The following is a 14,769-nucleotide window of genomic DNA, read 5'->3' on the forward strand; positions in this document are numbered from 1 at the left end:
CGGCCTCCAACGCGGCCACCACCCGCAACCGCAGCACCTCACGCTCCGCAGGCGACAACCGGTGCGCACCCTCAACCTCGATCACGACCGATCAACCTACCGGAAGACGATCACTTTCGACTCAATATCGGGGGAACCTCAGCTGGTAGACCTAATGCTGGACGGGACGAAAGCGGCCTTATGAACGGTCTGGCCAATTAGCGCGGAACTGAGCGGTATCCGTCTAGTGCGGGCGAACCTGCGTCGAAGGCTCCATGGCACGTACGACGCCTGCGGGAGGTTCGCGATCGAACCTCCCGCAGGCGTGCTTTCAGCGGCTGTCGGCGGTGCCCCCGTTTCCATCGAGACGGACGAGGGACGGATTGGTGTTCGACATGTCTCTCTCTTTTCTGGATGTCGTGGTCACGCGGACCACGAGGTGGTGAACCGGTCGACCGGCACTGGTCGGCAGACCGGGGGTGTGCCCGGGTCGGGCAGGCGCATCGCCCGACAACAGGTCGCGCGAAGGACAGCGGCCGCACGGTGCGGCATTGAGGTGAGTCGGTGGGTGGCCGCCCGGGCGGCTCCCGGTGAGGCGAGCTCGTCGAGCTGGTCGCGCAACGGGAGAGACGGGTCCAAGACTCGCACGGTGGCTGGCACCAACGGCGCGGCACGGGCGAGTGCGACTGGCTTGCCGATCGCCACCGCGTACGCAGTCACCGGGCCGTGGTCGCCGATCACCCGGTCGGCGGCTACCAGCGGGATCCGCCAATCCGCGTCGGGAGGAACCACGACGAGCCCGGCCCGTCGCACGTCCGCCGTCCAGGCGAGGATCTGACGGCGACCGTGCACGTCCCACACGTCCGGGTGCAGGTGGCACACCACGAGGTGCTCAGGAAGCTCCGCGACGAGCCGGTCGAGCAGGCCCGGCGCCCTCGCGAACAGCGATTGCGGTCCACGTCCCGAACTCACGAGCAGGACCGGCCTGGCCGCCGCGACCTCGAGCGCCGACCGATACCGCTCACGGTGGCGCATGCTCGCGGCCAACCGGTCGAAGCCCATGTCCCCGATCACAACGGCGTGACGGGCGGCCCCCGACCACCGATCCCGCAGCAACCGGTGTTGCTCGTGGTGTGCCAGCGCGACGACCGACAAGGGGTGCGCGGTGCCACCCGGTCGTGCCAGGGCTTGCTTGATTCCAGCGAGTCCGTCGTACCCAGGCAGATCCGGGAACGCCCCGCGCGGCGCCGGGTCCGGCAACAGCAGGACCGGCCCACCGCCGAGGTCGCTGACGGCTCGGCTCGACGCCGCCACGACAAGGTCGAACCGCTCGCCAACCGCATCATGCCAGGGGATGGTCAGCGCAGCCGCCTTGCGCAGGAACTCGTCGACCCCGCTGCCGACCTTGTCCGGTGGGCTCGTGAAGACCACTTGTACCTCGGGCTCACTCTCGATCACCGATAGCGCGTCGAGTACCCGTTGCCCCGAGGCGACTGTGTGCACGACCGCGAGGGCCACTCGCCGCACCGCACGTGTTCGTTCGAGAGGTGCTCGTGTCCAGCTCCTCGTCGCCATCCGACCTCCGTTCCCTCCAGCTCGCTCAGGACGGCGGAAGCGTCTCCGACGAACGTGTGCCGATCGTGTGGGTTGCGTGTGGAAGAGCGGCTCCCGCACACAGTTCTGCTTCACTGGTTGTGATGGAGGACAACGACATCCGCGTTCAGGTTCTCGGTCCGGTAGCGCTGTTCGTCGATGGTGTCGAACAGCGGCTGACGGACCGCACCCGTGCCCTGTTGGCGGCCCTGGCCCTCGACCGTGAGCGCGCCGTGGAGCGGGAGCAGTTGATCGAGCTGCTCGGCGGCGCCCCAGGTTCGCTGACGCTGGCGACGATCCGGAACTACGCGCGCGATCTGCGGAAGTTAGTCGGTAGCCAAGTGCTGCCGAACAAGCGCGGCCGCGTCCGCCTGAACCTCGACCCCGGGCACATCGACTACTGGCAGTTCCGGAAGCTGTTCGACCGAGCCCAGTCATCCGAAGGTGAAGAACGGCGGCGTGCGTTGCGGGAAGCCCTGGACTTGTGGCAACCGGGAGAGCCGCTGCACAACGTCGGGCAGGCGCACCTCCAAGACCAAGTCGCGGACCTGACGACCCGGCACCGCAAGACCTACCTCGACCTGATCACCGTGAATCTGGGGTCTGGCCGGGTGGACGAGGCCGTGACGGACGCGCGAGAGGCGTTAAGCCGTTGGCCGCTTGACGGCGAGATCTGCGGGGCCTTGCTGCAGGCGCTGGGGCACATGGGCGATGACGGCGAAATTAACCGGATCGCGGCCGAGTTCACCGAACGTCGACGCAAGGCCGCACAGGGCCTGCCTGCGAACTTCACCACCCTGGTGAGGAACGCCCTAGCGGACGCCGGTACCGCGACCAAGATCACCATGGCTCGCCCACTCAGGCCGAACCAGCTGCCCCGAACAGTCGAGACCCTGCACGGACGTGACCACGAGTTGGCACAGCTCGACTGGCTGCTCGCCGGCCAGGCACGAGCCATCGCGGTCGTCGGCCCGGCCGGCGTCGGGAAGACACAACTCGTGTTGTTCTGGGCGCACTGCTCGCTCGACGCGTTTCCCGACGGCGTGCTCTACGGCGACCTGCGCGGGTTTGACGAGCGCGACCCCGTGCCGGCTGACCGCCTGCTCACCTCGTTCGTCCGCGCGCTCGGTGCGATGCCGACCGAAGACCCCGTCGGCCAGTACCGCAGCCTGTTAGCCCACCGGGCGGTCCTCGTGGTCCTCGACAACGCACCCGACTACGAGCACATCGAACCGCTGTTACCCGCCGGCCCGCAGTGCGCGGTCGTCGTCACCAGCCGACGGCGGATACCGGCGATCCGCTCCGCCGGGAGCGGCAAGGAGGTCACCGTGAAGCGGTTGGCGCTGGAAGCCGGTGTCGCAATGCTGCGCGACTTGATCCACGACAGGCGGGTGAAGGACGAGTGGGGAGCGGCCCGGGATCTCGTGATCGCGTGCGGCAGACTGCCCTTGTCGATCACGATCGTCGCGGCCCGCGCGGAGCAGCGCAAGACCCACCGTCTGGACAGGATCTTGAAGGACCTCCGCGACACGTCCGCGCTGCTCGACGCGCCGGTGCCGAAGAACCGGTCGATCAAGCTCGAGACGGTGATCGCCTGGTCATACCGGGCGTTGTCACCAGCCGCCGCGGACGTGTTCCGACTGCTCGGCGTACATCCGGGGCCGGTCATCGGCGCGGCCGCGTTGAGCTTCCTCACCGGGCTGCCGCAGGCCGAGCTCCGATCGTGGATGGACGAGCTGACGGAGAGCCACCTGGTCGAGGAAATCGAAGAGGACCGGTTCGAACTGCTCGGGGAGTTGCGCCTCTTCGCCGCGCGCCAAGCCGAGTCCGACTTGACCGAGGAGGCCCTTGTCGCAGCGCGGACGCGGGTTCTCGACTACCTGTTCTGGGTGGGTTGGGCCTGCGACCTGGCGCTCGAATCGGAACGCGAGTTCCCGGAAACGTCGCAGCCCCTCGGCCTCACGGTGCCTGAGTTCTCGAGGGACGAGGCCATGGACTGGTTCGACGCCGAGTACGGCGTCTTCACCTCGGTGCTGACACAGCCCGTGTATCGGAGCTACGAGTCCTACCAGTGGAAGCTTTCGTTGGTGCTCGTCTTCTACCAGCGCCAGCGTGGGCATTGGCGGGACTCGGAGAAGTTCCTGACCGATGCGACGGAGACAGCCGCCCACACCACCGAGCCCCGGTACCAGGCGGTCGTGCACCGGCAGCTGGGCGCGACTCGACGCAAGTTGAACGACCTGAACCGCGCGGTGAGCGTCCTGCACAAGTCGATCGCGCTGGAGCGGGAAGTCGGCAACATCGTCGGCGAGGCGCACAGCCATCAAGTCCTCGGTGCGATCTACGAGAGCCGGAAGGACATGGCCGAAGCGACCGAGCACTACGGCACCGCCCTCCAGACCTACGAGGCCGTTGATGATCGACGGGGTATCACGTACACGGCATCAGGCATGGCCGGTGTCCTCCTGGAGACGGGGCGTCCGGAAGAGGCGCTCACCCTCGCGCAGCGCGCGGTGGAGACCGCGAATGATGGGTACGGCCTTGCTGCGGCACGTCGGACGATCGCGAGTTGCCACCTGGAGCTCGGCAACCCGGCCGCTGCGGTGGTCCCGGCGAAGCAGGCCGCCGATGAGTACCGCCGAACCGGTGCCGCGCTCAACGAGGCTCGCGTTTGCGAGCTGCTCGGCAATGCGCTCGCCCGGACCGGCGATCCGGCCGGTGCGCGTGAGGCTTGGCAACGTGCCCAAGACCTGCTGGTGGACTTGCTGAAGGACCTGCCCAAACCCTCGTCCGACGATCAGGACCTCCTGGCCAGGCTGCGTCAACTCACGGCACCCTAGCTTTCGATTGGCGGAATTCGCAGAGGATTGACACGCAGCCAGGCTTCGGGATCGGGGTCAGGAGCTTGCGGATCCGGTGGCGCGTCGGGTGGTGGCAAGAGCTTTCGCAGATTCCCCACCGCTTCGGCAATCGTAGCGTATCTGCGGGTGAGATCGCGGTCGACCATGCGCAGCACGATCGGTGCGAGGGCGGGACCTAAACGATGCAGTACTCGCGGCGGCACATCGACCGGCTCGTCTCCGACGTTCCAGCCGTCGTCTTCCAGGAACGGTAGGCGGTTCGCGACCATCTCGCACAACAGACATCCGAGCGCGTAGATGTCACTCTGGAAGGTCACCGTCGCCGCCCGCACCTGCTCATATGGTGCGTAGCCTGGTGTTCCTTGAGGGAGATTCTCCCAAGTGGTGTCCTTCGCGATGCCGAAGTCCAAGAGGTACACCTGACCCTCCGGGTCGATCATGATGTTGTCGTCCTTGACATCACGGTGGACGAACCCACGTCGGTGCAGTTCGTCGAGAATCTCGCCCACCTGGCAGGCGATCGCCACTGCGGTCCGCCGTTTGACGGATCTGTTGCCGGCGATGAGATCCGTGAGCAGCGCTCCTTCGATCAACTGCATGACCACGTAGGACTGTCCTTCGTGGACACCGAAGTGGTGAACGATGGGGGCTCCGCGGATCGTGCCGAACCACCGGCCCACGGCACCTTCGGACTCCAGCCTCTTGTCGTACGACTCGATCCAGGTATCGGATTCCTGGAACCTGGTCTTCCGCACCTTGACCGCGACCTCAAGATCAGAATTGAGGTCCAGAGCGCGGAACACTCGCCCCATACCGCCGCGCCCCAGTGGCTCGACCAAGCGGAAACGATCAGCGAGCACTGTGCCGATCTTCACAAATTCACCCTTCCGCGCCTGAAACTCCACCGTGTCACATCATCCGGGCAACCTGCTGTCCCGTTACAAGGTTCACCCCAGCGGAGTAGTGCGGCTCTGACATGATCTCGGCCTACGGGGAGGGAGGGTGCATGGGGCATTGGCAGGTGCCGCAGGGAATTTCGGGTAATCCGCAAAAAGTCGTTGTATCGGTCGCGAGCGTCGGTTCCACCGACTTCCGCTGTCCGATGGCGGAAGCCCTCAAAGCGCGCCACGGACTGCGCCCAACGGACGAACGGCCGAAGCCCACCACGCTCAACGATTTCCCCCTTGGCCCGTTCATGACCGCGCTCGACCTCGTGGAATTCGGCGGTGTGGAGCCGGCGGTGGCCGTGCGCCGGGCGCTTGCTCCCGCGCGGGGTTCCCGCAACCACGACGGGCTCGCCGACTGGACCAGGCATGCGGTCGCGGGCTACCTCGACGCGTTCGAGGGCGACGAGGCCACGCCCGTCCGCACACCGTGGAAGCAGGTCGTCAGGCTGGCGGCACCTGATCCGCGTGGCGTCCGGCACTACGAGATCAACGCGTGGGGCAGGCGGTTCCGCTCCGCCGGCGGCGTGAACGAGTTGCGGCTGATCGGCTTTCGCAACGGCCGCCGCGGGACGGGTGAGCTGGCCGTCGCGGGGTTCGTCGCAGCGAGCGGGGACCCCGCGCCGGAACGGATCCGCATCAGGGAGTTCTCCTGCCTGACCGGCCAGGCCGAGCTGCTGTACGACCGGACGCGGGCGGAAACGCTCGACCACTACCGCGAGCACGGTCGGGACGCGCTCAAGAACGCCGTCGACGGCGATGAGTACCGGCCTGGTGAGTCGTGCGTCGCATGCCGGTTCCGGTCGGTGTGCCCGGCGCGGGCGGAGACACCCGGCGTGCTCGGTATCGCGGACCGGACTCGACCGCGTCGTACCTGGTCCGTCAGCAACGCCCGCAAGTACCGCGGTTGTCCGGCGCGCGACCACCTGGGGCGGCTGCGGCTGCCTAAGGCCGCCGCGTTCGAGCACGGTCCCGCTGCCGAACGGGGCCGCGCCGTCCACGCCTACGTCGAACATCGCCACCGGTCCGGCGCGGTATGCGTCCCGGACGTACCGGAGAGTTGGCCGGACCGCGCCCTGCCGGTGGACGAGATCGCGGCCGGGACGGCGATGCTGCGGCACCACGCGGAGGTGTGCCCGCTCTCGTTGGCGCCGACCGAGCTCCGCATTGAACCCAACCTTGTGTTCGACGACACGGCCGCCGAAGTCGTCGTGATCGCGAAACCCGACCTGCTCTACCGGGACGGCGACTCCCTGGTCTGGCGTGAGCTGAAGACCACCCGCACGGACCCGGACCGGCTCTACCGCACGCTGTCGACGATCCCGCAGCTCGCCCTGGCGATCGTGCTGCTCGGCAAGAACGCGATCCGCGACGCCGGTCCGAACCCCCGGGTCGAGCTGGAGTTGCTCCACCCGGACGGCAACGACCTGCGGATCTACGACGTGCGGGATCCCGCCACACGTGCCGAGGCGGAGGCGGTGGTCACGTCGCTGGCCGCGCCGTGGCACGGTGACGACGAGTTCCCCGCACGGCCGGGCGCCGACTGCCGCACCTGCGAGGTGGTGCGGTGGTGCCCGTCCGGCCGCGCCGAGGTCGCGTCGTGACGGTGGCGGACGACGACATCGCTTTGGTGCACGCGGTCGCCCTGGCAGTGCTGGAACTCGGTGACGAGGACCTGAAGACCGGCTTCGCGATGCCCTACCCGGACCGCGCGCAATCCGTGCTGGATCGGCTGACCCTGACGTGCCTTTCGCGCGGTACCCGACCGCCCCGCAGCCTGCCGGACCTGGTCAAGTGGTGCGGTGCCCGACCGCTGGTCGATTGGCCGCTACGTCTGCCTCGAGAGGTCTTGGGCGGCGATGGGCTGTTGGTGGACGTCCGGCGGTCTCGTCCAACGGGCCTGTGTCGGGAGTGGGCGGAGGACGGCAACGCCGTGCGGCCGGACCCGATCCGCGACCACCTTGAGAAAGCCGCGGCACCGGACCTGCACCTGGCGTGCCGGGATTTCCTGGCCGAGTACCAGGTCGTCTCGGACAACGAGGTCACCGCCTTCGTCGGTGACCGTGTCGCCCGCCGCACGTGGCGGCTGGTTCGCGACCTCTACCGGCCGGTCCCGCGGGCGCTTGTGCGACGCGGCGAGGTGGCCCGCTGCACGGTCTGCCGCGCGCTGTCCGTGCCACTCGCCGGCGGTGGCTGGCTGTGCGAGTGGGAGGCGTGTCCGGCGGGGGAGCAGCTACCGGAGTTGCTGCCCGCCACTGGGAGCCTCGTGCTCGCCGAAGCGGCTCGGAGGGTGATCAGCGGCGTCGCCCGAGTGGAGCAGGCCGTGGTCGGGCTGGCTCGAAGCCACGGCGCGGCGGTCACCCGTGAAGTCGAGGGCCTGCGGATCGACTGGCCCGAGGGCGGGCACAGGTTCGTGCTGGCGTTCGACCACGGCGACCCGGCACTGCTCGCCCGCGCGGTGGGCAGGTCAGCCTGGCGGGACCGCAATCCGCTCGTGATCGTGCCCGCGGAGCGCCTGCGGGCGAGGCCCGATTACCGGGCGGTGTTCGGCCGGCTCGTGGTCGGTGCGCCGACACTCGTGGCCGACGCGGAGCTGGTGGACCTGGCGGGCGGCTCGGTGACGTGGGGTGAGATGTGATGAGGAGCTCAAGGCGGCTCTTTCAGGCCATGACCGCGCCGTTGTCAACGGCCTACCGAATTCCGGGCGACGCCCTGCACAAGGCGTTCACCACGGAGCTCGGGTTGTTCCTCGCCCAGACGGTATTGCCGGGAAGGCCTGCCATCGAGGCGTGGCCGTTGTTCAGCGGCTTCCCTTTCGCGCGGGAACGAGGGATCACCGGCTTCGACGAGACGCTGCGCACCGCGCGTTACGAGCTGTGGGCCATGAGGAGTCCCGCCGCGTGGCGGTCGGCGTTGGCCGATTACAACGAGGTGGAGGAGGAACTGCGCGGCTATCACCTGATCGACCCGAGCCGTCCGCCCGCTCGTCGTCCCGTGTCCACGGCACCGGAACGCTGGCCGATCTACGAGCGATTGCTCCGCGCAGCGGCGCCGTTCGCGAGCAGCGAGCTCCGGGTCGCCGGACCGGGCCCGCACACGTTCATCGCCGGCGAGGACATGACGACTGTGACCTTGCCCGCGCTCGACCATCGGCGACCGGTGGGCCACGACCTCGATGAACCGCAACGGGGTGCGGGCAAACCGATCACGATCGACAAGTCGGCGCTGCTGGTGACGGCACGGGACATGGACGCGACCGCTTACGCCGACTGGGAGGGGCGGCTCGACCGGGTGGCCCTGATGCCGCTCGCGGGTGAACGCTTCGCGGAGGTTGGCACGCTCGACCTCGAAGGACTCACCCACCTGCTCGGCATCGTCGGTGCGGGCAAGAGCACTTTGCGGGACGTGCTGACGGTCCATGCGGTGGCCAAGTTGGGCCTGCGCGTCACGCTCGTCGTCGGTGACGTCGCGGAAGCGTTGAAACTGGTCGAGCTGTTCGGGACGCACGGTGTCAGGGCCGCCCCCGTGATCGGTGCGAGGACGCGGGTCCGGCACGCCGAGCGACTGCACCGCAGGCTCGCCGGTCGCGGCACGCCTGGCATCCTCGGGCACGTCGACGCGGGCTTCGACCACTTGAGCACGTCTTGCGCGCTGGCCGCCCTCCGCGGTGACGACCGGCCGCCGTTGGCCTACCACGACGCCCCCTGCACCAGTCTGCGGCCGAAGGGTGTCAAGGCCCGGGCCGAAGCCCGCCGAGCGTGTCCGTTCTGGTCGGCCTGCCCGCGCCACCACTCCGCCCTCGAACTCGTGGAGGCGGACGTGTGGGTGGCGACGCCGCAAAGCCTGGTGCTCACCGCCGTGCCGTGGCCGCAGAACGCCGAGCGGATCCGGTTCATGGAACTGGCGTGCCGGCGCAGCGATATCGTGGTCGTGGACGAGGTCGACCGCGTGCAGATCACGCTCGACTCCCAGTTCGCACCGATGGCCACGCTCGTGGGGCGTGGTGCCGTGTCGTGGCTCGACAAGGTCCACGCCCACAAGATCGGCCAGCTCGTGGATCGCGCCCGGATCCCGCTGTCGGACAACGACGTCCAGATGTGGTCGGCGGCGGTGAACACGGCTTGCGCCGCGACGGACCGGATCTACGCGTTGCTGGTGCGCGACCACGACCTGCGGCAGTGGCTGCGGGCGGGCCACTTCAGCGCGTGGCTTCTGCACCGCAGGCTCGCGGCGGACCGCTATCCGCGCGGGTCCGACTCCGTGCCGGACCCGTTCGAGGCGGCTCGTGCCGTGCTGCTCGAAGAACTCGACCGCTTCCGCGACAACCCGTTCGGTGAACGTCGCAGCTTCCCGCCCGCGATCCCGTCCCTCGTGCGGTTGACCAGCGAGTTGCTGCACGCGACGTCCTTGCGGCGCACCCGGCTGGAGCTGCGGGACGTGCTCGCCGAGTTGACCGGCGTCACCAAGGACCGCACCGGTCGCGAGTGGCTCGACCAGTGGGCCACCCGGTTCGAGTTCACCCTGCTGCTTGCGGCGCTGGAACCGAAGTTGACGCTGATGACGGTCATGTGGCCGCGGGTCGAGGCGGCGCTCAACCTGGACGCCGCGCTCGGCTTCCGGGTACCCGACGATTACGGCCCGGTGATCCCCGAACCGCCTATGGGCGACGTGATCGGCTTCCAGTTCCTCCCGGAAGGCCGGGACGACGGCGGCGTGGTCAGCGGCGAGCTGAAGTTCTTCCACTGCACCGGTGTCGGCCGGGACCTGCTCAAGGCCATGGCGGACCTGCCGGAGGCGGACAACCGGCCCGGACCGCACGTCGTGCTGCTGTCGGGCAGCAGCTGGGCCGGTTCGTCGAGCCGGTACCACGTGGACGTCCCCGTGCGGGCATTGCTCGCCCCGGATCGCGCGGAGATCGAGCGGATCGCGTCGCACAGCGACTTCCGGTTCGCACCCGTGCGCGACGGCAAGACACCCCTGCGCGTCTCCGGTACGCCGCTCGACGGCCGGTCACGCGCGTTGACCGGCATCGTCACTCGGCTGGCGGCATCGACGGACGAGCACGCGAGCGTGCTCGAAGACGAGCTGGCGGACATCGCCGACGACTACCGCCGCCGCATCCTGCTGCTGGTCGGCAGCTACGACGAGGCCGAGCTGGTCGCCGACCTGCTGCACGGCAGGAAGCGGTGGCGGGACAAGGTGTTCCGGCTCGTCCCGGACGACGCGGAGATCGCCGAGCCCGGTGAGCACCAGGCACCGGTGCTGCGTCGCGGTGACGTGGACACGCTCGCCATGACCCGCGCGGACATCCTGGTCGCCCCGCTGCTTGCGGTGGAACGCGGGCACAACATCCTCAACGAGCAGCGGGTGGCGGCGATCGGCTCTGTGTTCTTCCTCGTCCGTCCCAGCCCGCGGCCCGACGACCTGGCTCTCGCCGTACACGCGGTGAACGACTGGGCATCGAGGGTCCGCCGCGATGGTCGGTTCCGGGCGATGGCGTCCTCGGCCGGTTCACTGGACGAGGCGGGCCGGTCATTCCGGTCCGCGGCCCGCGCGCAGTGGCGACGGGTGGTGGGGCGCAGCATGGCGTGGCGGGATCTGGGTGATGACCGCGAGTCGGTGACCTGGGACCTCTTGGTGGCGATCTGGCAGGTCATCGGCCGCCTGGTCCGAGGCGGGGTGCCCGCGCGGGTCGTGTTCGTGGACGCGGCGTTCGCCCCGAACCTGGCACTCGGGCACGAGGACACCGCGGAGACGAGCCTGTTGGTCTCCATGCACGCTGTGCTGGACCGCTACTGCTCCCCGAATGTCGATCCGGCGATACCCGGACACGAGCGGCAGCTCGTGCGCGAGCTCTACGGACCGCTGTGGTCGGCGCTCGGCAGGTGCTTGGCGAACGCGACGGGAGGCGTGCGCAACCCATGACCCCGACGGTTCGGCTCACCGCCTACGACCTCGGTCGTGACCCGTGGTCACACGACTTCAAGGTCATCGCGTTCGCCCCGGAGTGGCGCACCGAGGTGGTGCGGCGGTACGCCAAGCAGTTCACCCGCGCCGACCCGCGGTGGACCGCACCGATCAGGCAGTTCAACTCGCTGCTCCAAGCCGCCGTGCCGGACGTGCTCGCCGCTCCGGGTGCGGCAACCGACGACCGGTTGCCGTGGCTGTACGCGGCGGACGTCGTGCCGCGGGACGCGATGAGCCGTCTCACGAACGCCTGGCTGACGCGCATCCTGTCCCGTCGGGGTGAGGCCGACGGTGAGGAGGTGGACGCCCTGCTCGACGCACTCGATGACGCCATGCCGCAGTGGGCGTCCACGTCCGTCGACCTGACCGACACCACGCTGACCCGGGGCGGCACGGCAGATCCACACCGCCGGCTCTACCATCTCGTGCCCGAGGTCGTCGCGGCACGGCTTGCCGCGCGGACGTACCAGTACGAAGGCACGGAGCTGTCTTTCCGCGTGGTGTCCTCGACACGGGGAACCGAGCTGGTGTCATGGCCTCCCCAGCCGTACGTCAGGCGTGGCCGTGACTGGTACCACTCGCTGTTGATGCGGGCCTCCCTGCACACCGTGCCGTTCTCCGGGCGGCCCAGAGTGCACATCACGTATGGCGTCCGCCGCTGGGTGACCGGTGAACCCGTGAAGCTGGACCCGCGGCGCGGCGTGACCGCCTACCTGCAGGTTCCACTGCCTTGGACGCTCCGGGACGGCGGCGTGCCGAGGTTGATAGCCAACGGCGTGCGGCACGACTCCACGCTTGGCACACCGGCATGGCGTTCCACCAGCCTGATGGAACTGCTCCCGGAGTACAGCTCCGCCTTCACGCTGCCCACTGCGGAGGAGCTGATCGACAACCCGACCGAGTGGGCACAGGGCCGCGACGGTGTCTCAGTGTGGGTTGTTCACTCGACCCTGATGGGGTCGCACGACGCGAAGTCGGGGCTCATGCCCGTCGAGCGCCGCCACTTCGACGCGTGGGTCGAGGAGTCGCTCGCCGGGGTCCTGCGCCGGTCCACGGACCTGACCAAGGTCACGCTCCTCGCCAAACCGGAGTTGTGGCGCCGGGACAAGGACGCCGAGGCCAAGGCAGCGAGCAAGGTGGTGAAGGGCCACGCACGTCGGTTGGCGTGTGCAGTGGCGCTCGACGACCGGCCGCTGACTATCGACATCCGCTACGAGAACGACCGGACCCGCGACGCGCTCGTCGCCGCGCTGTGCGAAGTGCTCGACCTCGATCCGGCGTCCGCGCCCCATTGGCGCACCCCTGAACTGGAAGTGCGGCTGGATGCGTCCACGTGGGAGAAGATCACCGCGGATCTGCAGGTGCCCCGGTCGTGGGGCAAGGCTCATGCGCGCGCGGTCGCGACGGCGACCCGGGAGCGCCGTGCGCTGATCACCCGCCACTTCGGCACGCCAGCACTGGACGCGCCGATCCGTCTGGTCCTCGTCGAGCTGCGCGGCGCGGACAAGTTCGGTCCCGGCCGCGACCCGAAGGTCGCGATCCGCCTTGGCTGCGCGGACGCGCGTCGGGTCAGCCAGTTCATCACCACCGAGACGAAGGCGCTGGCCGAACGGGCGCGGTCCTCGATCCTGGACGGTCTGCGCCAGCTCGGCGCGGTGCTGCCGCCGAAGCACACCCTCGGCGCGGCGGTCCCGCCGGACCTCCAGCACGTGGGTCTCTGGATGATACGCAAGAACCACACGACGGCTCGCACCGCACGGCGCGCTCTGGTGGCGGTGCGCATCCGTTCGACTGACCACGGCCGGCGGGTCGAGGGGTGGGACGAGCGCCGCAAGGGCTGGGTGTCGTACCCGGAGCTGCTGCTGAGTCTGCACGGAGACGTCGACTTGGAGCAGGATCGCGGCACATGGCTGTCGCTGGCGGAACAACAAGCGGCCGCGCAACGCCGGATCAGATCCCTGCTCTTCCAGACCCGCGACACACCCACGCTGCTGCTGGTGCAGGCGGGGAACATGCGTCACTCGTGGCCGTGGCTCACCAACAGCTCGATGGTGCCCGACTCCCTGGGCTTCGGGCCCTGGCCTGCCCAGCGCACCGCCCTGTTCGGACCCGGGCTGCGGATCGTGGTGATCCGCGACAGCGGCGGGCGTGACGAGGTGCCGCAGTGGTACGCACCGCGTGATGACGAGAAGTTCGCCGGTCACGCGAGCGGCGTGTGGCAGCCGTTCGACGTCGGGTCGGACAACCGCGTCTTCCAGAGCATCACCGAGGTCCCGATCCAGGGCGCCAAGCCCAACCAGGCGGTGAAGTACCGCGACGGGGCCGCGTCCAGCGGCGTCACCGTGGCCGGCTGGAACCCGGAGATCCGCGAGCTGACCGTCCTCGCGAGCCGGATGACGACCACGGGCGAGCCCGAGGACCCGCGAATCTGGGCGGCTCTGGCCCACCAGCTCAGATACGCCGACGACTACGTACCGCTCGCCGTGCCGCTGGCGCTGCACCTCGCGAAACTCGCCGAGGAGTACGTGGTCGGTGAATATCGGGAAACGTGACGTGGAATTCGAACGAATGAGCGACCGGAAGCTGTTGCCAAATCGCGACCGCATCGTTCTCTGTTATCACGTAACGGTTGGTCCAGGTGGGGGACGTACGTGCACGAGCGTTGTGGCGCGACTAAGGTCGAATGGCGGATCACCACAGGACACCGGAGCACACATGGCGAACACACCGCTCAGCATCCCGGAGAAATCCGCATTGCTGGCGCTGTTGATGATCGGTCGAACCGCATCCAACACCGAGATACGAGATTTATACGGCTTCACCATCGAGAAGCGCGTCCGGGAGAGCCTGGTCGAGCGGAAACTGATCGAGGCGGAGCAGTCCAAAGCGCACAAGAACGCGTGGGTCCACGACCTGACCGAACCCGGCTGGAAGCGCTGTCGTGAGCAGTTCGCGGACGCCCCACCTCCCGGGGTGCAGCGGAAGGACCGCCTGCTGTACGGCCTGGCGCAGTGGGTGGACACAGTCTTCGCCAAGACCGGTTGGGAACTCGCGGACGTGTACGCGGAGACGGAACCCGAGCGCGAGCCGAAACCCGAGTCCACGGTGGACGAGCGGATCATCACCGCGTACCACGACCTCGTCACCGATTCCGGGGCGTGGGTGGGGCTCGCCGAGCTGCGTCGGGCACTGCCCGACGTGGCCGTACCGGAGTTTGACGCGGCCCTGCACCGCATCGCCGAGCTGCCATCGGTCTTCTTCACTCCAGAGATGAACCAGAAGCTCCTGACGGAGGCCGATCGTCGGGCTGCCGTCCGGCTCGGCGGTGAAGAGAAGCACCTGCTGTCCATCAAGGCTTCTTGAGGCCGACATGGACCACGCGGAACGTCGTGCGTTGAAGAACTTGCGGTTCGATTGGGCGCCAA

The 14,769-nt window shown here is 68.6% G+C and carries 8 protein-coding genes; 6 read left to right on the plus strand and 2 right to left on the minus strand.

The window, feature by feature from the left end:
* Positions 1–402: 402 nt before the first annotated feature.
* Positions 403–1,437 carry a hypothetical protein gene (locus tag LNK82_RS14345; RefSeq protein WP_230567467.1) on the minus strand — a complete coding sequence of 345 codons (1,035 nt, stop codon included), beginning with the start codon at positions 1,435–1,437 and terminating at the stop codon, positions 403–405.
* Positions 1,438–1,676: 239 nt separating this feature from the next.
* On the opposite strand from LNK82_RS14345, the gene LNK82_RS14350 reads away from it, so the two are divergent.
* The gene (locus LNK82_RS14350) at positions 1,677–4,412 is read left to right on the plus strand and encodes an ATP-binding protein (RefSeq protein WP_230567468.1); all 2,736 of its coding nucleotides are present in this window, start codon (positions 1,677–1,679) and stop codon (positions 4,410–4,412) included.
* Here LNK82_RS14350 and LNK82_RS14355 read toward each other — a convergent pair.
* Positions 4,409–5,338, minus strand: coding sequence for a serine/threonine protein kinase (locus tag LNK82_RS14355; RefSeq protein WP_230567469.1), 930 nt, complete (start codon positions 5,336–5,338; stop codon positions 4,409–4,411). The two genes, LNK82_RS14350 and LNK82_RS14355, sit on opposite strands and share 4 nt — an antisense overlap.
* A 101-nt stretch (positions 5,339–5,439) precedes the next feature.
* Here LNK82_RS14355 and LNK82_RS14360 point away from each other — a divergent pair, with 101 nt between their 5' ends.
* The 5 genes from LNK82_RS14360 (at position 5,440) to LNK82_RS14380 (ending at position 14,707) form a co-directional block, all read left to right on the plus strand.
* Positions 5,440–6,981 carry a PD-(D/E)XK nuclease family protein gene (locus tag LNK82_RS14360; protein ID WP_230567470.1) on the plus strand — a complete coding sequence of 514 codons (1,542 nt, stop codon included), beginning with the start codon at positions 5,440–5,442 and terminating at the stop codon, positions 6,979–6,981.
* A complete protein-coding gene (locus LNK82_RS14365; RefSeq protein WP_230567471.1) occupies positions 6,978–8,015 on the plus strand; it encodes a pPIWI_RE_Y domain-containing protein in 1,038 nt (345 codons plus the stop codon). Before LNK82_RS14360 ends, LNK82_RS14365 begins: the two co-directional genes overlap by 4 nt.
* Positions 8,016–8,044: 29 nt before the next feature.
* Entirely contained in the window at positions 8,045–11,302 is a 3,258-nt protein-coding gene (locus LNK82_RS14370) for a pPIWI_RE_Z domain-containing protein (RefSeq protein WP_230567472.1), read from the plus strand.
* Complete coding sequence (locus LNK82_RS14375; RefSeq protein ID WP_230567473.1) at positions 11,299–13,896, plus strand: pPIWI_RE module domain-containing protein; 2,598 nt, start codon at positions 11,299–11,301, stop codon at positions 13,894–13,896. The genes LNK82_RS14370 and LNK82_RS14375 overlap by 4 nt, the downstream gene beginning before the upstream one ends.
* A gap of 163 nt (positions 13,897–14,059) precedes the next feature.
* Positions 14,060–14,707: a hypothetical protein gene (locus LNK82_RS14380; protein WP_230567474.1), complete on the plus strand. Its 648-nt coding sequence runs from the start codon at positions 14,060–14,062 to the stop codon at positions 14,705–14,707.
* Positions 14,708–14,769 lie beyond the last annotated feature (62 nt).

This window comes from Saccharothrix luteola (assembly GCF_020859565.1).
Taxonomy (GTDB): domain Bacteria; phylum Actinomycetota; class Actinomycetes; order Mycobacteriales; family Pseudonocardiaceae; genus Actinosynnema; species Actinosynnema luteola.

What these genes read in the sequence shown, in the direction of transcription:
- LNK82_RS14350 (WP_230567468.1), top strand. Translation starts at nt 1,677, where the DNA reads ATGGAGGACAACGACATCCGCGTTCAGGTTCTCGGTCCGGTAGCGCTG.
- LNK82_RS14360 (WP_230567470.1), top strand. Translation starts at nt 5,440, where the DNA reads ATGGGGCATTGGCAGGTGCCGCAGGGAATTTCGGGTAATCCGCAAAAA.
- LNK82_RS14370 (WP_230567472.1), top strand. Translation starts at nt 8,045, where the DNA reads ATGACCGCGCCGTTGTCAACGGCCTACCGAATTCCGGGCGACGCCCTG.
- LNK82_RS14375 (WP_230567473.1), top strand. Translation starts at nt 11,299, where the DNA reads ATGACCCCGACGGTTCGGCTCACCGCCTACGACCTCGGTCGTGACCCG.
- LNK82_RS14380 (WP_230567474.1), top strand. Translation starts at nt 14,060, where the DNA reads ATGGCGAACACACCGCTCAGCATCCCGGAGAAATCCGCATTGCTGGCG.